The organism is Gordonia sp. ABKF26, from assembly GCF_041103195.1.
Taxonomy (GTDB): Bacteria; Actinomycetota; Actinomycetes; order Mycobacteriales; family Mycobacteriaceae; genus Gordonia; species Gordonia terrae.
In genome coordinates, this window is the sequence record NZ_JBGCVZ010000003.1 from 4,928,899 (window position 1) to 4,955,580 (window position 26,682).

Sequence of the window (26,682 nt, forward strand, 5' to 3'; positions counted from 1 at the left end):
GCGCTCGAGCCGTCGCGGAGAACGATTCGCGGCGTAGGCGCGATGTGGGTCTGACGTCCAAGTCTAGAGGTTGCACTCACGTTGCGCATGCCCACGTCGACTTCGTCACCATCATGACCCGAAATTTCACTGCAGCTGATGGGCAGCCGAGACGACCCGCTGTTCGAGCGATCTCCACGAATCGGACCCGATCACCGGCGTCACTCCGCTGCGCTGGATGAAATCGTCCAGCGTCTCGAGCGTCGTGTACCGCGGCACGAAGCCGAGTTCGGTACGCATCCGAGTCGTGTCGAGCACCCGGCCGTAGGTGAGGAATTCGGTCTGCGACGACCTCAACTTCGCCGACCGCAGGTCCTGGAACACACCCGCGATCGGGGCCAGGAGACTGCTCGGAACAGGCAGTTCGACGTGTCCCACACGACGGATCGCCTGCGTGAGGGTCACCACGCCCTCACCGGAGATGTTGAACGTGCCGACCTTGCCCGCGAGGGTCACGTGCTCCATCGCGGCCAGCGCATCCTCCTCGTGCAGGAACTGCAGACGCGGCTGGAAACCGATCACCGTCGGCACGACCGGCAGCGAGAGGTACGAACTCATCCGTGTGGTGATCCGCGGACCCAACATCGCCTGGGGGCGGACGATGGTGATGTCGATGTCCTGCCGCCGACGGCCGAGTCCGCGTACATAACCCTCGACGTCGAGTAGATCTCTACCGTATCCACGCTTCGGCTCGCGGGGCGCCCGGGTCTCCTCGGCGAAGTGCGACGGGTCACGACTGCTCGCCCCATAGACCATCGCGGTCGAGCGCAACACGAGTCTCTTGACCGACGGCGTGCGCTGGCAAGCGGCGCACACCTGCATCGCCCCGATGAGGTTGAACTCCTTGATCGCCGCCGAGTGCGGGGCGGTGTCGGCGATCGAGGTCGCCGCATGCACGACGGTGTCCACGTCGTAGGCGGCGAGTGCCTTCGCGATGGTGGGTCGCCGGATGTCGACCCGCAGGAACTCCGCCCGTCCCATCCGGCGCAGGAGGTCCTTGCGCGGCACCCGCGAATCGACGGCGAGCACCTTCTCGATGTCGGGGTTGGCGGCGAGGCGCGCCACGAGGTAGCCACCGAGAAACGTCGACGCCCCGGTGACCAGGACCACCCGGGGCGGGGCGGAGGTGGGTTCGGCCATACCCCGAGGCTATCGGCAGTCCGGCGATTCGGCCCGACGAGGCCGCCCGGAACGACAAAAGGACCCGCCGAAGCGGGTCCCCATGCCGAAGAAAGGCCTATTTGCCGAGTTTGCGACGCTGCACCCGGGTCCTACGCAGCAGCTTGCGGTGCTTCTTCTTCGACATGCGCTTGCGGCGCTTCTTGATCACTGAACCCATCGGGGCGCTTCCTCACGATTGACACTGATGTACTTGTTCGGCCCTGGTCTGCACTTCAGCCGGGAACGGCGCCGGGAGCGAAGCGACGAGCGGCGGTGTGTCACGTAGGGCTCACCGGCGCATCCAGGTACGCGACCACCGAGCCTACCGGGCGGCACGCCGGATCAGGAAATCGCGGTCGCCGAACAGCACCGAACCGGGCCTTCGAAGCGACTCACACCCGCCGCCGCCGGCACCGTCGAAGCAGAAGACCCCCGTGGCCGGCACAGGGCCGGCCACGGAGGTCTGTCGAGAAAACTGCTGTTCAGGCGTCCAACGCGCCGGATCAGCCGGCGTCGAAGTAGGACGTCTCCAGATAGTCGTGGACCGCTTTCGCGTGCACACGGAACGAGCGTCCGACCCGAACCGCGGGCAGTTCGCCGTTGTGGACGAGACGGTAGACGGTCATCTTCGAAACGCGCATCAACGATGCAACCTCGGCGACAGTGAGGAACTGCGACGCCGAAGCCGCATTGCTCACTGCGCCTGTCCTGTCACCAGGAGTGTCTGCAGGTGCCATGAATCACTCATACCTCCGGTGCACGCGTCGCGGCCGCAGGCTTCCCCTCCTGCGGACATCAGACACGCACGTGCTTAAAGAAGCTTAGCGTGGCAGATGTGAAAAAAGCGACGTGAGAGACCGGTATTTCTGAGATTCCTGTGACTCGACCCCAACATGCTGGGGTTTGTCGGCCCTTGGACCACAATTCATGGGGTGTCGGTGACGGCGTGTCCCTGCGCCAAACCCTCGACTTCCACTCGACGTCCACCCCGCGCGCTGGCGGCCGCGCAGGCGCGAGTCGCCTGGTAGACGGCGTGCCGTAGGCCGTTGGCCTCGAATTCACGGATGGCCTCGGCGGTGGTGCCGCCGGGCGACGTCACGGCCGCGCGCAGATCGACCGCGGACAGACCGGAGTCGCTCAGCAGGATGCCCGCGCCGCGGATGGTCTGGACCGCCATCTCGGAGGCCTGGGCGCGGGTCAGGCCGAGGCCCACGCCGGCGTCGATCATCGCCTCGGCGAGCAGGAAGACATAGGCCGGTCCCGAACCGGACACCGCGGTGACCGCGTCCATCTGCTTCTCCGGCACGACCGTGACGCGGCCGACCGTCTGCAGGATCTTGACCACGGCCTGCAGCTGCTCGTCACCGACGTAGCGTCCGGCCGAGACCGCCGACATCGCCTCGTTCACGAGCATCGGGGTGTTGGGCATGACCCGGATGACCGGCGACCCGGCCTGCAGCGCGCTCTCGTATCGCGACAGCGGCAGACCGGCGACGAGCGTCACGGTCACCCGCTCGGAATCCGCGTTGTCCTCCGCCGAGGCCAGGATGCGCAGGATCGAGTCGACGTCGTCCGGTTTGATCGCCAAGAAGACGTACTGCGCCGATTCCGCGGCGCTCTTGACGTCGGTGACCAGCACGCCGTACTCATCGGCGATCTCGGTGGCGCGGCTCTCCAGTCGCTCGGCGACGACGAGGTCCTTGGTCGGGGTGCCTGCACCGATCAAACCGGCGAGCAGTGCCTCGCCGATCTTGCCTCCGCCGATGATGGCGATGCGTTCGGACACGGATGTCTACCTTCCTGAGGGGATGAGGGCGAGCTGGCGGGACTGTGCGACGACCGTCCCGGTCGAGTCCACCACGAGATGGTCCTCCTCGAACATCCCGGGGCCGACCTCGGAACTCGTGGCGGCGAATCGCAGCCAGCCGGGCGCGGGATGCCGCCGGACATAGGTGGTCAACTGGACGGTGGGTGCCCACCCGAACAGGGCCAGGTTCATCACGACGGGCGGCGAGATGTCGCCCACCAGGACCGTGAAGTATTCGTCGGGTTCGACACCCTTCGGCCGGATCCATCCCCGCACGAGCGGCTCGCCGGTCTCACCGCGGACAACGGGGAACGTCTCCGAGTCGAGGACCAGATCGATGGCGGCCCCCAGGTGATTGACCTCGGCGATGGGCGAACCGTCGAGCGGGATACCCGTCGGCGACGGCTCCACGGGCAGCGCGTCGAGGACCGTGGGGGCGGAGTGGTGCGGCCGGCCGCTGTCGGGCCGGGCCATGGTGACCGACGACGACACGACGGTACGGCCGAGCTGGACCGCGTCGACGGTGAGCACGGTGACGGTGCGTCCGCGTTTGCGCACGGAGATCTCCAGATCGATGTCCGCGGCATCGGGGGCGGTGAGGTAGTCGCTCGAGATCGCCACCGGGATCATCGCGGCGGCCGACTCCGCGAGCCGGTCACCGTCCGGCGTCAGTGCGGTGAGCGCCGTACGCGCCGCCGTGGCGACCACCATCTGCAGCGTGCCGCCGTGCACCTTGGGACCGATGGTGAACGTCGCGTCGATGTGCGCCCGCAGGGTGATCGAGTCCGGACCGCCCCGGCCCACCTCGGTCAGCTCCTGCACCTCGGTGATCTTGCTGGTCATCGTCCCGCCTTCGTCGAGGAGACTCGTCCCCCGAGAAGTCAGCGGCTGAAGTGGCCGAGCGGCTCGGGGTGCAGCTCCCGTTTGAGATGCCGCCGCGCAAAATCTAGCGAACGGGCCAGTAGCGCGCTGCGTTCGGGTTTCGTGCGCGCACTGCCGGTGGTGACCTCGAGCACAACGGCCCCGGCGAAGTCGCTCGCGGCGATGCGCCGGCACACCTCCGCGCAGGGCTGGCCGCCGTCACCCGGGATGAGGTGCTCGTCGGTGGCTGCCCCGTGGCCGTCGGCCAGGTGCAGGTGGTTGAGCCGCGAACCCATCCGGTCGAGAAGGGCGAGGGCGTCGACGCCTGCGGTCGCTGTGTGCGAGAGGTCGAGGGTGTAGTGCGCGTAGCCGTCGTCGGTCGGGTCGATGGACTTGCCGAACGCCGACGCTGCCAGGCCGGGACCGCCGCCCCGCTTGGCCAGGCGGCGAACCGAGGGTTCACCCGCGCCGAACAATCGGTCGGCGCGCATCGGGAACATGTTCTCCACCGCGACGGCGATGCCGCTGTCCGCCTCGAGTTCGTCGACGAGATCGTCGAAGGCCGCGACGTAGCCACGCTGCCACCGGAACGGCGGATGCACGACGACGGTGGACGCGCCGAGGTCCTCGGCCGCCTCCACCGCGCGCGCCAGCTTCACGACCGGGTCGCGTCCCCAGACCCGCTGGGTGATGAGCAGACACGGCGCGTGGATGGACAGCACCGGCACCTGATAGTGGTCCGACAGGTATTCGACGCGCCGAATGTCCTGGCTGAGGGAGTCACCCCACACCATCAGCTCCACACCGTCGAACCCCAGTTCGGCGGCGTAGGCAAAGGCCGCCTCGGTGTTCTGGGGATACACCGACGCCGTCGAGAGCCCGATCGGGATCTCGGCCGCCGGACGCGGGTTCATCGGTTCGGGCCGGCTCACGCGGCCAACAACACCAGCGGCCCGATGGTGACCAGCAGCCCCACACCGAGCGCGAGCAGCGTCGTCGGCAGGTCCTTGGTGCGCCGGACCACGTGCGAGAGCGTCACGATGCCGAAGATCACCAGCACGGCGAGCACCAGCGCGAAGTACGGATTCCAGCGCCACAGTTCGGTGAAGCCCCAGAACAGGCCGACGCCGACGGCCAGACCGGCCACGGCCTGCCCGAACAACAGCAGCCACGCTTTCACCGGCGACTGCTCGGCATCGTCTACTGCCCCGTCGGGGGCGTCGTCGGCCTCGGCACGCTCAACCAGGACCGTGCCGGCGTCGTGCTGGTCGCCGTGCCCGGCCGGATCGTCCGCGGGGGTCGGGTGCCCGGATTCGGCACCGGGCGTCTCGTCGATGTCCGTCGTGTCGTGCAGGGCGTCGAACTCATCCGGCTCCCCCGACTCGACGGGCCCCTCGGGAGTGTCGTCCTTCACGAGGTCGACCCGGCCGGCAACCTCCTGCTCGGACGCAACCGGCGCGATGGCCTCGGTCGGGTGGTCGTCGGTGGCGCGGTCCGTCGCTCGGGTGTCACCGGCGTGGACATCGGTCGGGTCGCTGTGGGCGAGGTCGTCGTCGGCCGGGTGCGCGTCGGGCCGCGCCGCGGCGATCGCCGCCGTCGTCCCGCCCGCGGTTGCGGCGGCTGCCGCGGTCGCCGCCCAGTCGGACGTCGGGTCGTCACCGGCGCGGTCGTGCTGGTCGTCATCGGACCGGCGCTCGTCGACAGTCCGCTCGTTCTCGGTCCGGTCGCGCTTCTTGGTGCCGAAGAGCTTCCGTGCCAGTCCGCCGACACCGGACGTCTTGGACTTCTTCGCCGCTGCGCTCTTCCGCGCCCCCGCGTCGGCACGGTCTCGACCGCCGGTCCTGTCGCCGTCTCCCTCCACGTCGGCGAAGTTGCGGTAGGCGTCGAAGTCCATGACCTCGGAGAACCCGCCGTCACCCCGCTCGCGGGGGCCGCCGGGGCCCGCGTCGACCTCGCTGAGGTCGTAGGTGACCACATCGTCGGAGTCCACGACGGACAGATCCTGACCGTTCTCACCGACCACCGGGATGATCCCGGTGACGGCGTTCGCCGACTCCTGGTCGACGGGAGCGGAGTCGCGCGGCGGGGTCTGGCCGAGACGGCGTGCCACCGCCTCCGAACTGAAGTCGCGGGTCGACATCGGCGGGACGGAACCCTGGCCGTAACCGGGCATCCCGCTGGCGGTGCGTCCGCCGGGCCGCCCTTGCTGCTGGTCGGCACGCGGGCGGTCGACGACCGGCTGATCGTCGGCCGGGCGACGTGCGATCGGGTTCCCGGAACGCGGGAACGGTGCTGCGGTCGCGTCCGGCCGGGCCCGGGGGGTCGTGTCCCGCTCGGGCGGGGTGACCGGCGCCGGACGTTCGGCGCGCGCGGCCGGTGCGGCCGGTTCGGGCCGGGCAGCCGGCTCGGGCCTGGTCGGGGTCTCGGGCCGGGCCGGGGTCTTCGGCTCGGCAGCTGAGGCCGCCGTGGCGGTCGATCCGGGTTGGGCGGCCGGCTCGGGCCGGGCCGGGGTCTCGGGTGCCGGGTCGGCGTCGGTGACCCTGGGGATCTCGCCGGTCAGGGCGGACACCGAGAACGAGCCGTCACGTCCGGCGCGCCTGCGTCCCCGTCCCTCGCGCGAGGGTGCCGGCGAGTCCTTCTCCGCCCCCTGCGAGCGGGCGAGAAGTTCCGACACCGAGATGGGTCGAGATTCGGGCTCCGAATCCTTCGGCATGAAGTGGCTCTCCGTCCTCGTTCTCGAACGTCCTTGCTCCGGGGCTCCGGCTCAGCCGACGCCCTCGTGTACGCCGCGCGCCGGTGTCGGCTCCAGCGAGTCGGCCTGCTCGGCGTCGAGCCTGCGCAGGATCACACCCTCGCGAAGTGCCCACGGACAGATTTCCAGTGTATCGACTTGCAACGCGCGCATCGCCGCCTCGGCGACCAGCGCACCGGCGACGAGCTGCCCGGCGCGGTCGGAACTGACACCCTCGAGTTCCGCACGATCGGCCTTGGTCATGCGGGAGATGAACGAGATGAGTTGACGCAGCCCGCTCGTCGTCAGCTCGCGGCGCACCCGTGGTCCGGCACTCGACGGCGCCGCCCCGGTCAGGCGGGCGAGACTCCGGAAGGTCTTCGACGTCCCGACGCACAGATCGGGCGCACCGGGTGCCAGCAGCTGTGCCGCCGGCGCACGCAGTTCGGCGTCGAGCCAGTCGCGCAGTACACCGACCCGGCGACGGTCCGGCGGATCGTCGGGCAACCACTCGCGGGTGAGGCGTCCGGCACCCAGCGGCAACGACAACGCCACGTCGGGTTCCTCGTCGACACCGTTGGACATCTCCAGCGAGCCACCGCCGATGTCGAGCGCGAGAATGCGCCCGGCGCTCCACCCTCGCCAACGGCGCACCGCCAGCGAGGTGAGGCGGGCCTCGTCGCGACCCGACAGCACCAGCACCCGTACCCCGGTCCGCTGCTCGATCTCGTCGAGCAGATCGTCGGAGTTCGTCGCGTCCCGCACCGCCGACGTCGCGAACGCCATCATCTGCTCGCAGCCGGACGTCCGCGCGATATGGGTGAACTCGTCGATCGAGTCGATGAGCTTGGCGACGGCCCGGTCACTCATCCGGCCGTCGACGTCTATCTGTTCGGCCAGACGCAGAACCGCCTTGGTCGAACTCATCGGGGTGGGATGGCCGCCACGGTGGGCATCGACCACCAGGAGGTGGACTGTGTTGCTGCCCACGTCGAGGACTCCTAAGCGCACGGGTCAACGGTAGTGCAGCGGCCTCCCCCGCCCGATCCCGGCTACCGTATGAGAGGTGACCGCCATCTCGCCGTCCGCGCCCCGCATCGATCCCGCGCCGGAGGTCGGACTCGACTTTCCGCGCGAATGGTACGAATTCGCCGATCCCGCCGATCCGGAGCACGTCGTCAGGGCCGACCTCACCTGGCTGCTCTCGCACTGGACGTGCGTATTCGGCACGCCGGCGTGTCAGGGCATCCTGCCCGGCCGGGAGACCGACGGTTGCTGCAGTCACGGCGCGTACCTGTCCGACGACGACGATCGCGAGACCCTCGCCCGCGGGGTGGCGATGCTGACGCCCGCGGACTGGCAGTTCCACAAGAAGGGCTCGGGCAAGGATCCGGTCGGCCCCAAGGGCTACCTCGAGGAGAGCGACCTCGACGACGAACCCGCCCTCAAGACCCGACTTCACAAGGGGGCGTGCATCTTCCTCAACCGCCCCGGGTTCGCCGGCGGCGTCGGCTGCGCGCTGCACTCGATGGCGCTGCGCAAGGGACTCGAACCCCTGACGGTCAAGCCCGACGTGTGCTGGCAGCTCCCGGTACGGCGCGAGCAGGACTGGGTGGAACGGCCGGACGGCACACAGGTGCTCCAGACGACGATCACCGAATTCGACCGGCGCGGGTGGGGCGAGGGCGGCCACGATCTGAAGTGGTACTGCTCGGGCTCCCCCGACGCCCACGTCGGCGCCAAGCAGGTCTGGGAATCGTATGCACCCGAGCTCACCGCCCTGCTCGGCGAAGCCGCCTACGCCGCCCTCGCGGCTGCTTGCCGGCGCCGAAACGGACTGGGCCTCATCGCTGTCCACCCGGCGACGCAGGCCGCGACACGACGTCGCGAGACCGACGTCAAATACGAGCTGCAACCCCCGGAGTAGTCGAGCGGGGGTCGTCCGGCCCGCCGCTCAGGCCTCGAGTTTGTACCCGAGACCGCGAACGGTGATGAGGTGCTTGGGATTCGCCGGATCCGGCTCGATCTTGGAGCGCAGCCGCTTGACGTGCACGTCGAGCGTCTTGGTGTCGCCGACGTAGTCGACGCCCCACACCCGGTCGATGAGCTGGCCCCGGGTCAGGACCCGGCCGGCGTTGCGCAGTAGGTATTCGAGGAGATCGAACTCCTTGAGTGGCAACGTGATCGGGGTTCCGTTGACCGCCACGGTATGCCGTTCGACGTCCATCCGGACCGGGCCGGCCTCCAGGATCCCGATATCCAGACCATCGTCGGGGACGTCCCCGCCGCGACGCAGCACCGCGCGGATCCGGGCGATCAGCTCGCGGGCCGAATACGGCTTGGTCACATAGTCATCCGCGCCGAGTTCGAGGCCGACGACCTTGTCGATCTCGCTGTCCCGCGCGGTCACCATGATCACCGGGACATTCGACCGGGTGCGCAGGGCCTTGCAGATCTCGGTACCGGACATCCCGGGCAGCATGAGATCGAGGAGCACGATGTCGGGACTCACCCGATCGAAGGTCGACAGGGCTTGTGCGCCATCGGTGATGACGCTGGCCTCGAAGCCCTCCTTGCGCAACAGGAATGCCAGCGGGTCCGCCAGCGATTCCTCGTCCTCGACGATCAGAACGTGGGTCAACTCGTGTGTCCTTCGGTGGGTCGGGCAGATGGGTCGTCACCCTCCGTGGAGGGCAGTGCGCGGGGCGGGGAATCGGGATCGGACAGGGCCTGCTCGGCCGCCACCGGCCAGCCGGTGTCCGAGAGGTCCTCCGGAATGCAGAGCGTGAACGTCGAGCCCGTACCGGGCTTGCTCCACAGGTTGATGGTGCCGCCGTGGTTGGCGGCCACGTGCTTGACGATGGCCAAACCGAGGCCGGTGCCGCCGGTCATCCGCGAGCGGGCCTTGTCGACCCGGAAGAACCGTTCGAAGACGCGCTGCTGATCGTCCGGCTCGATCCCGATCCCGCGGTCGGTGACCGCGATGGCCACCATCGGCCGGCCGTCGATCTTGATGACCCGGCGACTGATGGAGACCACGGTGTCCGACGGTGAGTACGAGACGGCGTTGGAGATGAGGTTGTTCAACGCGGTGAGCAGCAGCGGCCGGTCACCGCGGATGATCACCCCGATCGGGTCGTCCGCGCGCAACTCGATCGCCGCCGCCTCGGCGGCGAGGGTCGCCGACGCCAGCGCGTCGTCGATGAGCGAATCGACATCGATGCAGGTGAACTCCGGCGTGACGCCGTCCTGCAGCCGGGACAGCGCCAGCAGTTCGCTCACCATGTTGCCCATGCGCTTGGTCTCGCCGACCACGCGACGGCTGAAGTGCTGTACCGAGTCGGTGTCGTCGGCCGACTCCAGCAGCGCCTCGGCGAGCAGGCCGATGGCCCCCACCGGTGTCTTGAGTTCGTGTGAGACGTTGGCGACGAAGTCCCGCCGGGTGGCCTCCACGCGTTTGTGTTCGGTGTCGTCGAGCCCGTATGCGACGACGTAGCGTTCGTCGCCCTGCGCGACGATCTTGGCGTGGCAGCGCACGTGTTCGACGCTGGGCCGTGGGGTCCGGCCCGTCGAGACGAAGCCGAGACTCGACATCGGCGGACTGAACTCGAAGCGGCGGGCGACCCCGGTGTCGAGGACTTCCTTCACCGCATCCCACACGGGGTCGGCCAGCAGCATCTCGCGCACGAGTCCGAGTTCGACGGCCCGCTGGTTGTACAGCACGACGTCGCGGAACTCGTCGACGACGGCGATGGCGGTCTCGGTGTTGCGCACCACCATGCTCAGCAGTCCGGCCTTGGTCATCCGACCGTCATCGGTGGTCGCCTGGACATCGGAGTCGCGAACCTCCGCCCAGGTCGGCACAGCACGGGGGCCGAGGGTGTCGGGGAGGACGGTCGCGGTGGCGTCTGCGGACGCGGAACCACGTGAGAGGCGATCGATGAACGCGGATCCGCGAGACCGTTTGGGGTCCCGGGTGCGTCGTCCGATCACGACACCGAGGCAGAGCGCGAGTACGAACGCGATCGTCGCGGCGGAGATTGCGGCGGTCACAGGGGCAGCTTACGGCTCGACCAACTCCGAACGCACATCTGACGAAGGTGTTCGGCAGTTGTTCACGCGGAGTTGGCCGGAGACCCCGCGAGCGTGGGAATCAGCCCGACCGGGACGGTCATTGGGGAACCGGTACCGCCATGTCGGCGAACTCCGGATGGCGCTCGATGAAACGTTGCACATAGGAGCAGACCGGCACCACCTGCTTGCCGCTGCCACGGATGTCCTCGAGGACGGCCCGGACCAGTTGTCCCGCATAGCCGTGACCACTGAACTGTTCCCGGATCACGGTGTGCGTGACGACCACCTGGTACGGCTCGGAGACATAGTCGACGTATCCGACGACCTCGTCCTCGCCCGAGGATTCGGCGACGAGGATCGCCTCGTACCGCTCCCGCGCAGGTGAATGCTCGATTCGCAGGTTTCCCACGTCCGCCATGCCGTCTAATGTAGCGCGCGCCACACCATCGACGCCATGGCGAAACGTGTCACGTCTGGATGTCCGAACGGACTCCGACGCCTACTTCTGCCCCTGCGCGGCGACCGCGGCGGCGCCGGCGGCGGCGGCCTCGGGGTCGAGGTAGGTACCACCCGGGTTCAGCGGCTTCAGGTCGTCGTCGAGGTCGTAGCGCAACGGGTTACCGGTGGGGATGTTCAGCCCGGCGATGTCGTCGTCGGAGATCCCGTCGAGATGCTTGACCAGCGCGCGCAGCGAGTTGCCGTGGGCGGCCAGCAGGACGTTCTTGCCCGCCTTCACGTCGGCCACGATGGTCTCGAGGTAGTACGGGATGAAGCGGTCGACCACGTCCTTGAGGCACTCGGTGAGGGGGACCTCGGCGAGGTCGGCGTAACGCGCATCGCCGACCTGGCTGTACTCCGCGTCGGGCTCGATCGCCGGCGGCGGGGTGTCGTAGCTACGACGCCACAGCATGAACTGCTCGTCGCCGAACTTCTCCTTGGTCTCCGCCTTGTTGAGGCCCTGCAGTGCGCCGTAATGCCGCTCGTTGAGCCGCCAGTCGCGGATCACCGGAATCCACAGGCGGTCCGCGCGGTCGAGCGCGATGTGCGCCGTCGTGATGGCCCGGCGCAACAGCGATGTGTAGACGACGTCGGGCAGCAGGTCGTGCTCGACGAGGAGCTCGCCGCCGCGCTCGGCCTCGGCCTTGCCCTTCTCGGTGAGCGCCACATCGACCCAGCCGGTGAACTGGTTGGACGCATTCCATTCGCTCTCGCCGTGACGCATCAGGATCAAGGTGCCGTTGCTCATGGCCGATAGTTTTCCACAGTCGATGCGCGACCTCTCCGCACCGGCGGCCCCGCCCCTGGCCGACCCCCGGTGAACGCCGCGGATCGGCGAAATGGTAAAGAACCCGTCGATTCGCCGCGCGAACGGACCAGGGCAGGTCTAGCGTGAGCGCATGACAGCCAGTACAGACGCCGGCGCGACCGGCCAGAATGCGGAGAAGCAGCCCGAGCTCAAACGCGTGTTGGGCTGGAAGCTGTTGTTGCTGTTCATCATCGGCGACATCCTGGGCACCGGCGTCTACGCGCTCACCGGTCAGGTCGCCGGCGAGGTCGGCGGCGCGGCCTGGTTGCCGTTCCTGATCGCCTTCGCGGTGGCGACGCTGACGGCGTTCTCCTACCTGGAGCTGGTGACGAAGTATCCCCAGGCCGCCGGCGCCGCGCTGTACGTGCACAAGGCATTCGGCGTCCACTTCATCACGTTCATCGTGCTGTTCACCGTCATGTGTTCGGGCATCACGTCGGCGACCACCGCGTCCCGCGCGTTCGCGGTGAACATGCTGGCCGCCTTCAGCGGCGACAAACCCGATGCCACGAGTCCGGCACTGTTCGCCATCGCCATCGGATTCCTGCTGTTGGTCATGTTCATCAACTTCCGCGGCGTCGCCGAAGGTGTGGGCACCAACGTGGTCCTGACCCTCGTCGAGCTGACCGGCCTGCTCCTGGTGCTGTTCATCGGCTACTGGTTCATCGTGGGCGGCAACGCCGATCACTGGGATGCGGTGGTGGCCTTCGAGAGTCCCGACGACAAGAACGTCTTCATCGCGGTCACCGCGGCGACGTCCCTGGCGTTCTTCGCCCTGGTCGGGTTCGAGGACTCGGTGAACATGGCCGAGGAGTGCAAGGAACCCACCCGGATCTTCCCGAAGGTCATGCTGAGCGGCCTCGGCATCACCGCGGTCGTCTACGTGCTCATCGCGATCTGCGCCGTGGCGATCGTCCCGGTCGGCGTCCTCGCCGAGAGCGAGACCCCGCTCGTCGACGTCGTGCAGACCGCGGCCCCGGACTTCCCGATGTCGGACCTGCTCCCCTGGATCTCGATGTTCGCCGTCGCCAACACCGCGCTCATCAACATGATGATGGCCAGCCGGTTGCTGTACGGCATGGCCAAGCAGGGTGTGCTCCCGAAGTTCCTCGCCTATGTGCACCCGGGGCGCCGGACGCCCTTCGCCGCCATCGTCTTCACCACCGTCATCGCGCTGTGCCTGCTCACCTACGTCAGCGCCGATCCCGAGGGTTCGATCGTCGGCCTGCTCGGCGGCACCACCGCACTGTTGCTGCTCGCGGTGTTCACCGTCGTCAACGTGTCGGTTCTGGTGCTGCGCAAGGACAAGGTGGGGCACAAGCACTTCCGCACCTACACACCCATCGCGGTCCTCGGCGCGGTCACCTGCGGCTACCTGACGTTGCCGATCACCGGACGTGACCCCGAGCAGTACGTCGTCGCCGGCTGGCTGCTGCTCCTCGGCATCGTCCTGTGGGCCCTCACCTACTGGTGGAACAAGCGCTCGGGAACCGCCGCCACCTCGGCGTATGACGACATCCCGCCGCACGAGATCCCCTGAGCACAGACAAGTATGACGTTGTGCCCGGAATCCGGACACAACGTCATACGGGTGTCACGAGCCGGAACTACTTCCGGAGGTCCTTGCGCAGGATCTTGCCCGAGGCCGACTTCGGGATCGTCTCGATGAACTCCACCGCACGAACCTTCTTGTGCAGGGCGACCTTCGACGCCACGAACTCGATGACCTCCTCGGCGGAGATGTCGGCATCGGGCTGACGCACCACGAACGCCTTCGGGATCTCCTCACCGGACTCCGGCTCGATGACGCCGATGACCGCCGCGTCGGCGATCTTGTCGTTGGTCAGCAACAGCGCCTCGAGCTCGGCCGGCGGCACCTGGTAGCCCTTATACTTGATCAGTTCCTTGAGCCGGTCGACGATGTAGACGCAACCGGTCGGATCGACCTGCGCCATGTCACCGGTGTGCAGGTAACCATCGGCGTCGATGGTGTCGGCGGTCGCCTGCTCGTTGTTCAGATATCCCAGCATCACGTTGGGGCCCTTCACCCACAGCTCGCCGGGTTCGGACAGCCCTTCGCTCGGCAGCTCGATCTCCGCGCCGGAGGCGGGATCGACGATCTTGTTCTCCGAGTTGGGCACCGCCCAGCCCGTGGAGGACAGCGGCGGATCCTGCTGCCCCAGCAGACCCGGGGTGTCGGCCGGGATGATGTGGCTGACCGGCGACAACTCACTCATGCCGTAGCCCTGCAGCATGTGCAGGTCCAGACGCTTGGCCACCGCCTGACCCAGCTCGTCATCCAGCGGTGCGGCCCCCGACATCATCGTGTGCAGCGAGGACAGGTCGTAGTTGTCGATGATCGGGTGCTTGGCCAGCGCCACCGCCACCGGCGGGGCGATGTAGGCCATCGTCACCTTGTGGTTCTGGATGTTCTCCAGGAACTCGACCAGATCGAAGCGCGGCATGATCACCAGCGACGCCCGGTTGTAGAGGGCGGCGTTGAGCAGCACCGTCATGCCGTAGATGTGGAAGAACGGCAGCACCGCGATCACCACGTCGTCGGCGCCCATGCCCTGCAGCGGACGGATCTGGGCGACGTTGGCGACGAGGTTGCGGTGCGAGAGCGCCACACCCTTCGGATTGCCGGTCGTGCCCGACGAATACGGCAGCACCGCCACATGCGTCGACGGATCGAACGACACCTCCGGCGCGGACAACCCCGCCCCCAACAGATCGGCGGCGTTCGGATGCCCCGAGGCGTCCTGACCCTCGCCGTCGAGGACGATCAGATCCGCATCCGCCAGCCCGACCTCGGCGGCGGCGGCCTTGGCCTGCTCCAGCATCGGCGAGATCGTCACCAGCATCTTCGCGCCCGAATCCCGCAGCTGCTTGGCGATCTCGGGCCCGGTGAACAGCGCGTTGATCGTCGTCGCGGTGCCGCCGGCCCGCAAGATGCCGTGGAAGACCGTCGCGAACGCCGGGATGTTGGGCGACAGGATGCCCACCACATCACCCACACCGATCCCCCGCGACGCCAACGCACCCGCCGCCGCATCGATCTGCGAGATCAACTGCGCATACGTCGTCGTCGCCCCCGACTTCGGATCGACCAGAGCGGTGCGTCCCAGATCCTCCTCAGCGACCGCACCGAACAGGAACTCGAACACGCTCACATCGGGGATCTCGACGTCAGGGAACGGACTCGTGAAGCTCATGACACCTCCATTGGGGAATTTCTCGCCCGCATCGTATCAACGACTATTGACACGATGTGACGTGGACCTCTCGCGACGAGTCTACGATTCGTCCGATTTCGACCCGACGTCAGTCGCCTGGTCTGCACCCTCGAGGACCGACTCGCCGGGCACGTAGCGGCCTTCCAGCGGCGCCCCAGCCTCCGGCAGGGACTCCTTGTCGATCAGGTGCTCGAACGCGAGCAGGTTGCGCAGGGACTCACCGCGCGACACCCGCCACGCCCACTCGCGCCGGATCGAGGTGAGGAAGCCGAGTTCGAGCAGGGTGTTGAAGTCGCCGTCGGCGGCCTCGAGGACCTGACCCAGAATGCGATCGACCTCGCCGGAACTCAACGCATCGGCGGAGATCCGACCCACCAGGTAGATGTCACCGGTGTTGTCGATGGTGTAGGCGACGCCGTACAGCCGGCGATTGCGCTTCAGCAGGTGTTTGTAGACCCCGGCGTGGTTCTCGTCGGGCCGACGACAGACGAAGGCCTCCACTCGGACACCGTGCTCGCTCGCCGTCAGCAGCACGGTGGTCTTGAGTTTGCGTTCGCCGGGCAACTCGACGACCACATGGTCGACGTCGGCGCCGCCGCCGCTCTTGCGTGTGAAGGCGATCTCGTTCTCGCCCAGCGTCTTCTCGAGCAGGTCGACGACCTCGGTGCGGCTCACGGCATCCTCTCTTCGGTGAATTCAGACGGTCACCCGGTTGCGCCGGCGCCGCCAGCGGCGTCGGACGCGAGCCGCAGCCGTCGCCGACGGGTCGGGCGACTCCGGACTCCGGTGGGCGGCGAAGGACCGCATGGCGCGGCCATAACTCTCCAGCAGCTGATCCACCGTGTGTTCCCACGAGAACTGCTCGGCGTGGGAACGGGCGTTGTGGCCGAGCTCGACGAGACGTTCGGGTTGCGCGAGGAGTTTCTCGAGCGCGTTCGTCCAGTCGCCGACCCCGTGCCCGTTGACGAGGACGCCGGTCCGGCCGTCGTCGACGGCCACGCCGAGACCGCCGACATTCGCGGCGATGACGGGCCTCCCGCATGCCTGCGCCTCGATCGCGACCAGCCCGAAGCTCTCCGAATGACTCGGCACCGCAACGACATCCGACGCCCGGTAGACCTGCACCAGACGATCCGCCGGCTGCGGTGGCAGGAAGGTCACCGCATCGGCGATGCCGAGTTCGGCAACCTGGTCCATCAGTGCGGTGGGTCGTTGCAGGCCCGACCCCGACGGTCCGCCGACGATGAGCAGTCGCAGCTTTCGGCCGGACTCGGCGGACTCGCGGATGAGCGGCGCGGCAGCGGCCACGAGGAGATCCGGGGCCTTGAGCGGCTGGATGCGCCCGACGAACGTCACGATCATCTCGTCGGGATCGAGGCCGAGTGCCGCGCGCGCCGCCGAGGCGGATCCCGGTGTGTAGCAGTCCAGATCGGCGCCCGGAGTCACCACGTCGATGCGGTCGGCGGCGGCGCCGTACATCGAGAGCAGTTCGGCCGCCTCGGTCTGCGTGTTCGCGACCAGCCGATCGGCCTCGCCGACGACCTGCTGCTCCCCGATCACGCGGAGCTGGGGCTCCGCCGTGTCGCCCTCGGCCAATGACGCGTTCTTGACCGCAGCGAGGGTGTGCGCGGTGTGTACCAGTGGAACCCCCCACCGGTCGCGGGCGAGCCAGCCCACCTGGCCGGAGAGCCAGTAGTGCGAGTGGATCACGTCGTAGTGGCCGGGCGCCTGGGCCGCCTCGGCGCGGAGCACCCCGGCCGTGAACGCGCACAGCTGGGCGGGCAGGTCGCGCTTGTCGAGGCCCTCGAACGGTCCGGCGACCACATTGCGCACCGTGACCCCCGGCGCGGCGGCGACCGACGGCGCGTCGGCCGAGGACGTCGCGCGCGTGAAGATCTCGACCTCGACCCCTCGACGGGCCAGCCGGGTCGCCGTCTGCCACACGTAGACGTTCATTCCCCCCGCGTCCCCGGTACCCGGTTGCGCCAGCGGCGAGGTGTGCACGGAGATCAGCGCGACACGCCGCGGGAACGGGCTGGAGGTCATGGTCTCCACCATAGAGAAACGCCGCATCGGGTGACGCGTCCCCCGGCGCGCGGACACCCTGCACGCCCGCCGGCGCGATCACCTAGACTGTTTTCGGTAACGATTGTCATTTGCGTAAAGGTTGTCGATGAAGAAATCCCTGCTGGCCGCGGCCGGCGTGCTGTCTGCCGCCGCCCTGGTGCTGTCCGCCTGCTCAAGCAATTCCGGCGGGTCCGACGGCCCGCCGACCGTCGTCGCCTCCACGAACGTGTGGGGCTCGGTGGCGACGGCCGTCGCCGGGGACAAGGCCCAGGTCACGGCGCTGTACAACAACGCAGACGGCGACCCCCATGAGTTCGAGCCGTCCGCCGCCGACACCGCGACCATCGCCGACGCCGACATCCTCGTGTTCAACGGCGGCCACTACGACTCCTACATGGAAGAGGCCGCGGCCAACTCCGACGCGACCGCGGTCGACGCGTTCGCCCTGCTCGGGGGCGACGAGCACGCCGAGGCCGACCACGCCGAAGGTGACCACTCCGACGGTGCCCACTCCGACGGCGCCCACGACCACTCGCACGACGACCAGAACGAGCACGTCTTCTACGACCTGCCGGTCGTCGCCCAGGTGGCCGACAAGGTGGCCGACGCCCTGGCCGAGCAGGACCCGGCCAACGCGGAGACCTATCGCGCCAACGCCGAGACCTTCACCACGGGCATCTACGGCCTGCGGGCGAAGCTCACCACGATCCGCGAGCAGCATGCGGGCACCGAAGTCGCGCAGACCGAGCCGCTCGCGGGTTACATGCTGACCGAGGCCGGACTCGTCGACATCGCGCCGGCCGGTTTCACCCAGGCCGTGGAAGAGGGCCAGTCGCCGGCGGCCGCGGACCGCGCAGCCCTCCAGGACATCCTCGCCGACCGCCGCGCGAAGGTGCTCATCTACAACACCCAGGCCGTGGATCCGGTGACGCAGGCGATGCTCGACGTCGCGGGTTCGGCGGGCGTCCCGGTCGTGAAGTTCACCGAGACCCTTCCCGACGGCGTCACGGACTACCTCGTCTGGCAGGGCGCCCAGATCGACGCGCTCACCGCGGCACTGGGTTCCGGTTCCAATTGAGCGGGGCAGACCACGATGACGCCGACCGGGGTGGATCGCAGACGGGCAGCCGGCCCGTGGTCGCGTTCACCGGCGCCCGACTCGCGTTCGGCGACCGGATCCTCTGGGACGACCTGAACCTGACCATCGCGCCCGGCGAATTCATCGCGGTCCTGGGGCCGAACGGTTCGGGAAAGACCTCGTTCCTGCGGGTCCTGCTGCGCCAGTACGCGCTCGACCGCGGCAATGTCACCACCACCGACGCGGTCGGCTACATCCCGCAGCAGCACGCCGAGGACGACGCCGACCCGATGGCCATCCGCGGGCGCGACCTCGTCGGGTTCGGAGTCGACGGTGGTCGCTGGGGTGTGGGTCTGCGCGGACGGTCGCGTCGACGCGAACTCGTCGACCGCGCCCTGCGCGCGGTGGATGCGCTGCCGTACGCCGATGCGCCGCTCGGCGTCCTCTCCGGCGGTGAGCAGCAGCGGCTGCGGGTCGCGCAGGCGGTGGTGAGCGATCCCGGACTGCTTCTCTGCGACGAACCGCTCGCCAGCCTCGACCCCACCAACCAGCAGGTGGTCGTCGAACTCATCGACCGCCGGCGCCGGGAGGCGGGGACGGCCGTGGTCTTCGTGACCCACGAGATCAACCCGATCCTCCCCTACGTCGACCGCGTCCTGTACCTGGTCGACGGCCGGTTCCGCATCGGCGAGCCGCACGAGGTGATGACGACGGAGACACTGAGCGAGCTCTACGGCAGCGATGTCGAGGTGCTCCGCGTCAACGGCCGCCTCGTCGTGATCGGCGGCGAGGACGCCCATCACTGTGCCGCGGAGACGGGTTCGGGTGTCGCGCGCTCGGGCGGTCCGGCGTGAGCATCACCTACACCGCCGCGGATCGCTCGTTGAGCGACCTCTGGGACTTCTCCACCACCGTCGACCTGCTGGGTTACGACTTCATGCAGCAGGCGCTGCTCGCGATGGTGCTGCTCGGCCTCCTCGGTGGCCTGCTGGGTCCCCTGATCGTCGCGCGGCAGATGTCGTTCGCGGTGCACGGCGCCAGCGAACTGTCGGTGACCGGCGCCGCGGCGGCCCTGCTGATCGGGTTCAGCGTGAACCTCGGCGGTGTCATCGGTGCGGTCATCGCCGCGGCGGTGTTCGGCTTCCTCGGCAACAAGGCGCGGGAGCGCGACTCGGTGATCGGCGTCGTCATGGCGTTCGGCCTCGGCATCGGGGTGCTGTTCCTGGCCCTGTACGGCCGGATCGGCACCGGCTTCGCATTGCTGACCGGGCAGGTCGTCAGCGTGGGCATCAACGGCCTCGTCGCGATCGCCATCACGACCGGCATCGTCGTCGTCGTGCTGGCCGTGATCTACCGGCCGCTGCTGTTCGCCTCGACCGACCCCCGTGTCGCACAGGCGCAGGGCGTACCCATCCGGACGCTGTCCGTGGTGTTCGCGATCATCATGGGCCTCGCGGCCGCACAGGGCGTGCAGATCATCGGCGCGCTGCTGGTGATGTCGCTGATGATCACCCCCGGCGCCGCGGCCGCGCGCGTCACGTCGAATCCGACGCGCACGCTGGTGCTGTCGGTCGTGTTCGCCGAAGTCGCGGCGGTGGGCGGGTTGCTGATGTCGCTGGCCCCCAAGCTGCCGGTGTCGGTGTTCGTCACGATCATCTCGTTCGCGATCTACGTCGTGTGCCGGATCATCGGCAACCGCCGCGTGCATCGCACGCGCTGAGTCACGGCGTGCATCGCACGCGCTGAGTCACGGCGTGCATCGCACGCGCTGAGTCACTCCTCGGCGAAGCCGGGATTGCAACCGGCGCCGACCATGTCCTCCTCGGCGACGACGGGGCGGCCGGGTTCCAGGTTCCAGCTGGGCTTTTCCGGTTCGACGAGGCGCGCGAACCGCCAGTGGCAGTCGAATTGGGCCTGCATGCCGGGGGTGTCGGCGGTGGGATCGAGCGCGACGACCTCCGCCCACGCCGCGGTCATCGCGCCGGCCTCGGTGGTGTAACGCCCTGAGTTCGTGGGGAACACCGAGAGGCTCGGGCCGACTGCGGTGTCGGTCCATTCGGTTCGCTCGATGTAAGGCGGGCGGTAGACGATCGCCGGCGCGCTCTCGGTGGGCGAGTACGGGCCCGAGGAATACGGGGTGGGCGACGGACTCGTCGTGCTCTTGCCGGCCGTGCTCGTCCCCTGCGGTCCGGACTCGGCGGCGTCGGTGCCGCAGGCCGACAGGACCGCGACGACGGCCAGCGCGCCGGCGGCGGCCCGCCACGACCTGGGCGCTGCGCCCGCCACTCCCGTACCCGCCCTGTGAAACCCGGTCGACATACCGACACCTTAGGTGACGGGTAGCCTGCTCCTTGTGGTCCACCGACGCACGACGAAGCGGGCGCTCACGGTGCTGCTGACCGCGATCGTCGTCGCCCTGCTGTGCCTTGCCGGGTGTGCGCGCACCCCCGATCCGGGACCTCCCCGGTCGACCCAGTCGCACCGGGCCTCGGCCACCCCGGACGGTCTGATGCTCGACGGGAAGCCGTGGTGGCCCGCCGGTTTCAACGCCTACCAGCTCAGCACCGACTGGTCGGTCAACCGCGGTTGCGGCGCCCAGGTCGACGCGGACGGATACTTCGCCAAACTCCCGCCCCGAGCACTCACCCGCTTCAACCTGTACTCGGTGTTCGCCGTCGACAAGCGCAGCGGACTGCTCGACTTCGGTCCGATCGACCGCGTCTTCGCGGCCGCTGCCCGGCACCGGCAGATGGTGCTGCCGGTGCTCACCGGCGGGTCGGGCGACTGTGAGGACGAGCGGTTCAAGGAGCGCGACTTCTACGTCGACGGCTGGCGCACCGACGAGCGGGTCGGCGGACTGTCCTACGCGGAGTGGATCGAGATCGCGGTGACGCGGTGGCACGACGAGCCGTCGATCGCCGGCTGGGAACTGGTCGGGGAACCCGAGGCCAGCGAATGCGGCGCCACCTCCTGTGACTGGCGCTACCGCACCTGCCCTGCCGACGCCACGGCCGTGCTGAGATCGTTCTTCGACCAGGCCGGTGCCCACCTCCGCGACTTCGACGCGGACCGCCCGATCTTCTCGGGTCTGGTGGGCGGCGACCAGTGCGGTCTCGCGGGCCCCGGGTTCACCGCGGTCGGGCGTTCGGCCGGTCTGGACGTGCTCGACTTCCACGACTACCGTTCCGACGTCGATCCCGAATCGGGGCCCGCGGGCAGCAATCTGCGCGCACGACTGGAACAGGCTCGCGAACTCGGTAAACCACTCGTGGTCAACGAGATCGGGATCCACGCCGGCTCATGTGGCTCCGTCGCGAGCCGGGCCCAGCAGTTCGAGACCATCATCGCGCGACACCGCGCCGCCGGGGTCGCCGGCGCACTGCTGTGGTCCTTCGTGCCGGATCCGCGCGGGACGGAATGCACCTACGACATCGGACCGAACGACCCGGCATGGAACGTGGTGCGCGAGAACGCCTCCTGACCGGGACTGGCGTCACACGAGCCGGTACAGGCGCCAGTCCGGCAGGTCCGCACCCTGATTGCGGGCCTCGAGTTCGAGCACGGCGATCTGGGCACCGTTCTCGTAGACGGTCGGATAGCGCTCGTTGATGGCGTCGGCGAGACCTCGCCCCTCCCGGGGAACGGTCAGAAGGTAGCGCACTCCGCCGCCGACCGGGTCGTTGAGCAACTGGGTGAAGTCACTGTCCGACGGGATGACGAACTGGCGCGGCCGGGTGGACTGGACCACCACCGCGAAGCCGTACACGGTGTCGCACAGGACGGCGCCGTCCGGCAGATCCAGATCGTCGAGATACTGCGCCAGTGCACGCTCGGTGGAGAAGGACCGCACGATCCGCTGTTCGTCGAGGTACTTCTGGTCCACCGACTCCGGCTGCGGGTCGACCACCGAGCCGAGAGCGAACTCCTGCGGCGCGTACTTCGGCGAGGTCATCCCGATGGCGGTGACCGGGATCGCGGTGGCCACCACCACGATCACGATCGTCGCGGCGATCTTGTTGCTCCAACGCGAGGCATAGGGGCGTGCCGGCAGAATGTCAGAATGCCCGCCCTCGCGACGCATCGGAACCTGCTTCCGCAGGGGCACAGCCAAGAGGGCGATGACCGCGGCGAGCAGGACCACGGTCATGTAGAACCGAAGGAAGCCGAACGTCGAGCCGCGTGAGTAACCAAAAACCTGAAACGCCAGAACTGCCACGATCAGCAGCGCGGGCAACATCGCCGCAAGCCGACGACGTCGGGCACGGACTCCGATGACTCCGAGAATGAGTATCGGAAGCAGTGGTGCGAGGATGAAGAGTTCGGTGAGGGAGAACCTGAGCGCGTCCCCGGCCGTCGACGACCCGCTACCACCGGACTGGGCGATGATGGCGGCGTTGCCGTACTCGGAGGTGAACTGCGCGAAGGCATTCCCGGTGATGAGCCAGCCCGCCGCGGCCCAGGCCAGGAAGGCGAGCGCGCTCGGCGCCACGACCAACGTGATGTCGAGCAGCGTGCGCGGCACCCGTTTTCGGTGGTCGTGCCGCCGATAGGTCACCCAGCCGACGACGAAGGCCGCGGCCAGTGCGGCGGCACCGCCGTCGTAGCGGGTGAGGTAGGACAGCCCGAGTGCGATACCGGCGACGACGAGTTCGTGGACGTCGTCGGAGGACACCCACCGGATCAGGCGACGTGTCGCCCAGGCCAGGAAGAACAGGTAGGGCGCCTCGCTCATCCCGTTGGCGGCGTAGAGGACGATCATCGGGTTGATGGCGTAGAACACCGTGAACGTGCCTGCGACAAGGGGTCTCAGGCCTGCATCACGCGCGATCCCCGACACCTGGACCACCGAGCCCGCCATGAAAGCCGAGGACATGATCACCGCCGAGAGCGCCTGCGTCGTCATCTCGGGGATCCACGGGGTCAGCGCGGTCAGCGGCAGCTGGACGATCGCGGTGAGCGGGGTGAAGATGAAACCGATCGCGGCGAGATGCGGTGTCCGGCTGAACAACACGCTCTGCGCCGACTGGACGCGCGACAGCGCGTCGCCGAAGAACAGCTGTACCTCGCTGGCGAGGTAGACCCCGATCACGAGGTACGGAATCCACGTCGCGATGAAGATGAGCACCCCGGGCGGGACGCGGCGGGTCACGTGGCCTCTCCGGTCTTCTGGGGGTCATCGTCCGTCGGCTCCGCCGCGCTGCTGGTCGACAGACCGTGAAAGGTCTTCTCCCAGTATGACGGATTCACCAGGATCTGCCACATACCCTTGATGGCGGCGACGCTCATCATCACCCAGTACGCCGGGATGAGCAGCGCCGAGAGCAGGAGTTCGCTCCGGTCGTCCTCCCGGATCGCGATGAGGTTCATGTAGATCGCCGCCCCGTTGCCCAGGAGCATCGAGATGAGCGCCAGATAGTAGATCGGCCCGGGGAACAGCTCGGCGACGACCGGCGGTTGCCCGCCGATCCACAGCGCCAGGATGAGCCAGAACACCATGTTGAGACAGGCGATGACGGGTGTGCCGGCGATCAGCAGGGTGAACCGCACGAAGGCGACGGGTCCGAGGATGTGCCACAGCTTGACCGGATGACGCATGTGGACGAGCCACGTCTGCATGTAGCCCTTGTACCAACGGGAGCGCTGACGAATCCAGTTGATGGCGTCGACATTCGCCTCCTCCATCGTGACCGAGTCGAGCACGAGGGTGCGGTAGCCGTGGTCGGCGATGCGGACACCGAGATCGGCGTCCTCGGTCACGTTGTACGGATCCCAGGCGCCGATCGTGTCGAGGACATCCCGCCGGAAGTGATTGGACGTGCCGCCCAAGGGGATCGGCGCCCGGCTGACCATCATGCCCGGCAACAGGAAGCCGAACCAGATCCCGTAGTCGGCGGTGAACCACTCGGTCAGCATGTTGTCGCGCACGTTGTGGAAGCTCAGCTTTCCCTGGACGCAGACCACCGAGTCGTCACCGGAGTTGTTGAGTACGTAGACCGCCCGGCGCAGCTGCAGTGGGTCCGGTTTGTCCTCGGCGTCGAAGATGGTGACGATGTCGCCGGTTGCGAAGTGCATGCCGTAGTTGCAGGCCTTCGGCTTCGTCCGGGGTTGGGCAGGTGGTGTCAGGACGACGGTGACGATCCCGTTGTCCTCCACCCCGCGTGCCGCTTCGATCGTCGGCTCGTCGTCCTCCTCGAGGAGCAACAGGACCTGCAACTTGTCCCGCGGATACTCGATCGTCTCCATCGCGGCCACCAGCTGGCCGACCACCTCGGGTTCGCCGTAGGCCGGGACGAAGACGGTGTAGGCGGGCAGCTCGTCGTCGGGGATGGAACGGGCTTCGTCGTCGGAGACCCGGATGGCGCCGTTGACCAGTCCGCGCCGGAAGATCACCAGGCGGTCGGCGAGGGTGACCACGTATCCGACGGTCGCGATCGACACGAGGGTCGCGCACGTCCCGACCGGCTCGAGCACCATCGCAACCGCGATGATGCCGAGCAGTGTGAATCCGATGATCTTCTGAATCCGGCTGAAGGCCACCGACGCAGACATGTCCTCGTCGGCGTTGCGCAACCGGTTGACGGCGTCTTCGAGGGCCTGAGCGCGATAGACCGGGTCGGCGAGCAGCTCGGGCACCGGCCGCGTCGGTCGCGTACTGCGTGCGACTCCCGGTGCGTCGGCGTCGGCATCGCGTGAACCCGCCTCCTCGATGGTCACGAGGCGCCCCCCTGGCCGGCGCCGAGTTGGGCCCGGATGAGCGCGCCGCCGAGTCCGACGAGCAGCGCCCGGTCCTTCAGCTGAGGGTCGGTGTCCAGCAGCACCGAGTCGCCGCGCAGCAAGATGGTCATCAGCGAGTTCATGTTTGCCAGGATCGTGATGCGCGGCTCCGGGAAATAGGCTTCCGGTTCGTGGTTGTCGACCGCCCACAACATGATCTGCTGCGTTCGGTTGCCGTTGTTCCACCGCCACGACACCACCGTGTACGTCAGATAGCGCTTGTCGTCGACGATGCTCCACAGCCTCCCGCGCACCCCGTTGGACAGCTCCACCTCGATCGGGATGCTGGTCCGATCCTCGGAGAGGTCGTATCGGAAGATGTCCTGGTAGACGTCGAGAACCAGTGGTCGCCGACTGTCGACGCTGTCGACGACGACACGTCGGGGGCGGGCGAACTTGTCGTACGCCCGGTCGCCGCGGGTCTGCACCAGGACCTGCCGGATCAGCACAGAGCCCGGGCCGTACAGTCGCGACACCCAGCCGTAGACGCCGAAGGACTCCTGGCGCCACCCCGCCGGGACCACGAGCGGAGATCCGATGCCCAGCTGCGCATACCGGTTGCTCTGGTAGTTGCTCCCGACCGGCGGAACCGGGTTGAGGGCCAACAGGATCGCCGCGAGCAGCACCACCAGGCCGGGACGACCCACGAACGCGACCTTGGGTGGGGTGATCTGCCCGGCCACCGGTGGAGACCACTTCTGCCCGCCGCGGCGCCGATAGTCGACGAGCATGAACACCGACGTCGCGAACGCCGCGATCAGCGCGGGAAACGGCACCACGACGCTGCGGGGCGCGCCGAGCGCGTCGAACAGGAACAGCGCGACCAGGCCGACGGCGCCGGCCAGCAGCGCAGCCAGTAGTTTGCGCTGCCATGTCCGGCCCACGGCGATGGCGGTGGCGGCCACCGCCATCAGGACCACGACGAAACCGGCGGCGAGCGACGTGCCGCCCAGCAGCAGCACCACCGCGCGGACCGGGGGCGGAAAGATGAGCAGGAGCAGCAGCCACGCCCACCGGTAGCGTCCCACCGGCCGCAGTCCGAACAGCATGATCGCGGCGCCGAGGACGAACAGCCACAGGGCCAGCAGGTCCATGTGGGTCGTGAGGTACGCGCGCGCATAGCGCGGATTGACCAGGTACTTCATCGCCAGCGCCAGGATCAGCACCACGATGCCCACGATGACGTCGGTCTGCCGGTCGTAGATCGGCAGTTCGTCGACGTCGCGCCACGACACGCCGATGACGGCCACGAGGGACAGGACGATCAGCACCGGGACGTAGAGGATCAGCGTCTGCGCCATCAGTTCGTCGACGACCGCGATGATGGTGTTCCAGAATCCGAGTACCGTGCACCCGATCAGGAACAGCCATCTGGCAGCGACCAGATACTCCGGGTGGTCGACGAACACCTGATTCGGCGTCTCCGGTTTGCGTCGGGTGAGGACTCCGACGATCGCGTCGACCGCCCTCGCCGACGCACCCGGTCCCGCGGCCGGGACCGCGTCCGGGGGCTGGGCCGTGGTCGTCGCAGACGCCTCGGGCACGGCG

At 68.3% G+C, this 26,682-nt stretch carries 25 protein-coding genes; 6 read left to right on the top strand and 19 right to left on the bottom strand.

The features are described from left to right. Positions 1-126: 126 nt before the first annotated feature. The 8 genes from AB4Z55_RS22720 to AB4Z55_RS22755 form a co-directional block, all read right to left on the bottom strand. Entirely contained in the window at positions 127-1,179 is a 1,053-nt protein-coding gene (locus AB4Z55_RS22720) for an NAD-dependent epimerase/dehydratase family protein (protein WP_369520590.1), read from the bottom strand. Positions 1,180-1,276: 97 nt separating this feature from the next. Then, positions 1,277-1,378, bottom strand: coding sequence for an AURKAIP1/COX24 domain-containing protein (locus tag AB4Z55_RS22725; RefSeq protein WP_003402602.1), 102 nt, complete (start codon positions 1,376-1,378; stop codon positions 1,277-1,279). Positions 1,379-1,703: 325 nt separating this feature from the next. Beyond that, the gene (locus AB4Z55_RS22730; protein ID WP_004019963.1) at positions 1,704-1,937 is read right to left on the bottom strand and encodes a helix-turn-helix domain-containing protein; all 234 of its coding nucleotides are present in this window, start codon (positions 1,935-1,937) and stop codon (positions 1,704-1,706) included. Positions 1,938-2,125: 188 nt separating this feature from the next. After that, complete coding sequence (proC, locus tag AB4Z55_RS22735) at positions 2,126-2,986, bottom strand: pyrroline-5-carboxylate reductase (protein WP_101820112.1); 861 nt, start codon at positions 2,984-2,986, stop codon at positions 2,126-2,128. Positions 2,987-2,992: 6 nt separating this feature from the next. Beyond that, a complete protein-coding gene (locus AB4Z55_RS22740) occupies positions 2,993-3,850 on the bottom strand; it encodes a thioesterase family protein (protein ID WP_369520591.1) in 858 nt (285 codons plus the stop codon). Positions 3,851-3,888: 38 nt separating this feature from the next. After that, positions 3,889-4,782, bottom strand: a complete 894-nt coding sequence (locus AB4Z55_RS22745) for a sugar phosphate isomerase/epimerase family protein (protein WP_369521048.1) — start codon at positions 4,780-4,782, stop codon at positions 3,889-3,891. Between the two features lie 14 nt (positions 4,783-4,796). Next, a complete protein-coding gene (locus tag AB4Z55_RS22750; RefSeq protein WP_369520592.1) occupies positions 4,797-6,581 on the bottom strand; it encodes a hypothetical protein in 1,785 nt (594 codons plus the stop codon). 51 nt (positions 6,582-6,632) lie between these two features. Continuing rightward, positions 6,633-7,610, bottom strand: a complete 978-nt coding sequence (locus AB4Z55_RS22755; RefSeq protein ID WP_172622045.1) for a Ppx/GppA phosphatase family protein — start codon at positions 7,608-7,610, stop codon at positions 6,633-6,635. A 55-nt stretch (positions 7,611-7,665) separates the two neighbouring features. Here AB4Z55_RS22755 and AB4Z55_RS22760 point away from each other — a divergent pair, with 55 nt between their 5' ends. Continuing rightward, a complete protein-coding gene (locus tag AB4Z55_RS22760; RefSeq protein ID WP_369520593.1) occupies positions 7,666-8,526 on the top strand; it encodes a hypothetical protein in 861 nt (286 codons plus the stop codon). 27 nt (positions 8,527-8,553) lie between these two features. On the opposite strand, the gene AB4Z55_RS22765 is transcribed toward AB4Z55_RS22760, so the two are convergent. From AB4Z55_RS22765 to AB4Z55_RS22780, 4 genes are all read right to left on the bottom strand, one after another. Then, a complete protein-coding gene (locus tag AB4Z55_RS22765) occupies positions 8,554-9,240 on the bottom strand; it encodes a response regulator transcription factor (protein ID WP_101820107.1) in 687 nt (228 codons plus the stop codon). Then, positions 9,237-10,652 carry a sensor histidine kinase gene (locus tag AB4Z55_RS22770; RefSeq protein WP_369520594.1) on the bottom strand — a complete coding sequence of 472 codons (1,416 nt, stop codon included), beginning with the start codon at positions 10,650-10,652 and terminating at the stop codon, positions 9,237-9,239. The genes AB4Z55_RS22765 and AB4Z55_RS22770 overlap by 4 nt, the downstream gene beginning before the upstream one ends. Positions 10,653-10,770: 118 nt before the next feature. Next, on the bottom strand, positions 10,771-11,091 hold the full coding sequence (locus AB4Z55_RS22775; protein ID WP_004019974.1) for a GNAT family N-acetyltransferase: 321 nt from the start codon (positions 11,089-11,091) through the stop codon (positions 10,771-10,773). An 81-nt stretch (positions 11,092-11,172) separates the two neighbouring features. Beyond that, positions 11,173-11,919 carry a phosphoglyceromutase gene (locus AB4Z55_RS22780; protein ID WP_004019975.1) on the bottom strand — a complete coding sequence of 249 codons (747 nt, stop codon included), beginning with the start codon at positions 11,917-11,919 and terminating at the stop codon, positions 11,173-11,175. 151 nt (positions 11,920-12,070) lie between these two features. On the opposite strand from AB4Z55_RS22780, the gene AB4Z55_RS22785 reads away from it, so the two are divergent. Next, complete coding sequence (locus AB4Z55_RS22785; RefSeq protein WP_239399997.1) at positions 12,071-13,519, top strand: APC family permease; 1,449 nt, start codon at positions 12,071-12,073, stop codon at positions 13,517-13,519. 67 nt (positions 13,520-13,586) lie between these two features. Here AB4Z55_RS22785 and AB4Z55_RS22790 read toward each other — a convergent pair whose 3' ends face one another. From AB4Z55_RS22790 to mshA, 3 genes are all read right to left on the bottom strand, one after another. Further along, a complete protein-coding gene (locus tag AB4Z55_RS22790; RefSeq protein WP_369520595.1) occupies positions 13,587-15,194 on the bottom strand; it encodes an AMP-binding protein in 1,608 nt (535 codons plus the stop codon). An 81-nt stretch (positions 15,195-15,275) separates the two neighbouring features. After that, positions 15,276-15,890: a YbjN domain-containing protein gene (locus tag AB4Z55_RS22795; protein ID WP_369520596.1), complete on the bottom strand. Its 615-nt coding sequence runs from the start codon at positions 15,888-15,890 to the stop codon at positions 15,276-15,278. A 21-nt stretch (positions 15,891-15,911) separates the two neighbouring features. Then, complete coding sequence (gene mshA, locus AB4Z55_RS22800) at positions 15,912-17,261, bottom strand: D-inositol-3-phosphate glycosyltransferase (protein WP_369520597.1); 1,350 nt, start codon at positions 17,259-17,261, stop codon at positions 15,912-15,914. A 127-nt stretch (positions 17,262-17,388) separates the two neighbouring features. Here mshA and AB4Z55_RS22805 point away from each other — a divergent pair, with 127 nt between their 5' ends. Genes AB4Z55_RS22805 through AB4Z55_RS22815 form a run of 3 tightly spaced genes read left to right on the top strand, consistent with a single transcriptional unit; the run spans position 17,389 to position 20,080 of the window. After that, on the top strand, positions 17,389-18,360 hold the full coding sequence (locus tag AB4Z55_RS22805; protein WP_369520598.1) for a metal ABC transporter solute-binding protein, Zn/Mn family: 972 nt from the start codon (positions 17,389-17,391) through the stop codon (positions 18,358-18,360). Continuing rightward, complete coding sequence (locus tag AB4Z55_RS22810) at positions 18,357-19,214, top strand: metal ABC transporter ATP-binding protein (protein ID WP_369520599.1); 858 nt, start codon at positions 18,357-18,359, stop codon at positions 19,212-19,214. Before AB4Z55_RS22805 ends, AB4Z55_RS22810 begins: the two co-directional genes overlap by 4 nt. Next, positions 19,211-20,080, top strand: a complete 870-nt coding sequence (locus AB4Z55_RS22815; protein ID WP_239400007.1) for a metal ABC transporter permease — start codon at positions 19,211-19,213, stop codon at positions 20,078-20,080. Before AB4Z55_RS22810 ends, AB4Z55_RS22815 begins: the two co-directional genes overlap by 4 nt. A gap of 53 nt (positions 20,081-20,133) precedes the next feature. Here the strand turns inward: AB4Z55_RS22815 and AB4Z55_RS22820 are convergent, their stop codons facing one another. Further along, positions 20,134-20,679, bottom strand: coding sequence for a DUF2599 domain-containing protein (locus tag AB4Z55_RS22820; protein WP_101820100.1), 546 nt, complete (start codon positions 20,677-20,679; stop codon positions 20,134-20,136). Between the two features lie 34 nt (positions 20,680-20,713). On the opposite strand from AB4Z55_RS22820, the gene AB4Z55_RS22825 reads away from it, so the two are divergent. After that, on the top strand, positions 20,714-21,841 hold the full coding sequence (locus AB4Z55_RS22825) for a beta-mannosidase (protein WP_248644732.1): 1,128 nt from the start codon (positions 20,714-20,716) through the stop codon (positions 21,839-21,841). 12 nt (positions 21,842-21,853) lie between these two features. Here the strand turns inward: AB4Z55_RS22825 and AB4Z55_RS22830 are convergent, their stop codons facing one another. From AB4Z55_RS22830 to AB4Z55_RS22840, 3 genes are read right to left on the bottom strand one after another with little or no spacing between them, the layout of a single operon-like run. Then, the gene (locus AB4Z55_RS22830) at positions 21,854-23,509 is read right to left on the bottom strand and encodes a glycosyltransferase family 39 protein (RefSeq protein ID WP_369520600.1); all 1,656 of its coding nucleotides are present in this window, start codon (positions 23,507-23,509) and stop codon (positions 21,854-21,856) included. Next, entirely contained in the window at positions 23,506-25,074 is a 1,569-nt protein-coding gene (locus AB4Z55_RS22835) for a glycosyltransferase (RefSeq protein ID WP_369520601.1), read from the bottom strand. The genes AB4Z55_RS22830 and AB4Z55_RS22835 overlap by 4 nt, the downstream gene beginning before the upstream one ends. After that, a complete protein-coding gene (locus AB4Z55_RS22840; protein ID WP_369520602.1) occupies positions 25,071-26,678 on the bottom strand; it encodes a hypothetical protein in 1,608 nt (535 codons plus the stop codon). Before AB4Z55_RS22840 ends, AB4Z55_RS22835 begins: the two co-directional genes overlap by 4 nt. Positions 26,679-26,682 lie beyond the last annotated feature (4 nt).

Excerpts from the sequence above, each read along its gene's own strand:
- AB4Z55_RS22725 (WP_003402602.1), bottom strand. The coding sequence starts at position 1,378 with ATGGGTTCAGTGATCAAGAAGCGCCGCAAGCGCATGTCGAAGAAGAAG.
- AB4Z55_RS22750 (WP_369520592.1), bottom strand. The coding sequence starts at position 6,581 with ATGCCGAAGGATTCGGAGCCCGAATCTCGACCCATCTCGGTGTCGGAA.
- AB4Z55_RS22745 (WP_369521048.1), bottom strand. The coding sequence starts at position 4,782 with ATGAACCCGCGTCCGGCGGCCGAGATCCCGATCGGGCTCTCGACGGCG.
- AB4Z55_RS22730 (WP_004019963.1), bottom strand. The coding sequence starts at position 1,937 with ATGGCACCTGCAGACACTCCTGGTGACAGGACAGGCGCAGTGAGCAAT.
- AB4Z55_RS22790 (WP_369520595.1), bottom strand. The coding sequence starts at position 15,194 with ATGAGCTTCACGAGTCCGTTCCCTGACGTCGAGATCCCCGATGTGAGC.
- AB4Z55_RS22785 (WP_239399997.1), top strand. The coding sequence starts at position 12,071 with ATGACAGCCAGTACAGACGCCGGCGCGACCGGCCAGAATGCGGAGAAG.
- AB4Z55_RS22820 (WP_101820100.1), bottom strand. The coding sequence starts at position 20,679 with ATGTCGACCGGGTTTCACAGGGCGGGTACGGGAGTGGCGGGCGCAGCG.
- AB4Z55_RS22740 (WP_369520591.1), bottom strand. The coding sequence starts at position 3,850 with ATGACCAGCAAGATCACCGAGGTGCAGGAGCTGACCGAGGTGGGCCGG.
- AB4Z55_RS22720 (WP_369520590.1), bottom strand. The coding sequence starts at position 1,179 with ATGGCCGAACCCACCTCCGCCCCGCCCCGGGTGGTCCTGGTCACCGGG.
- AB4Z55_RS22780 (WP_004019975.1), bottom strand. The coding sequence starts at position 11,919 with ATGAGCAACGGCACCTTGATCCTGATGCGTCACGGCGAGAGCGAATGG.
- AB4Z55_RS22775 (WP_004019974.1), bottom strand. The coding sequence starts at position 11,091 with ATGGCGGACGTGGGAAACCTGCGAATCGAGCATTCACCTGCGCGGGAG.
- mshA (WP_369520597.1), bottom strand. The coding sequence starts at position 17,261 with ATGACCTCCAGCCCGTTCCCGCGGCGTGTCGCGCTGATCTCCGTGCAC.
- AB4Z55_RS22805 (WP_369520598.1), top strand. The coding sequence starts at position 17,389 with ATGAAGAAATCCCTGCTGGCCGCGGCCGGCGTGCTGTCTGCCGCCGCC.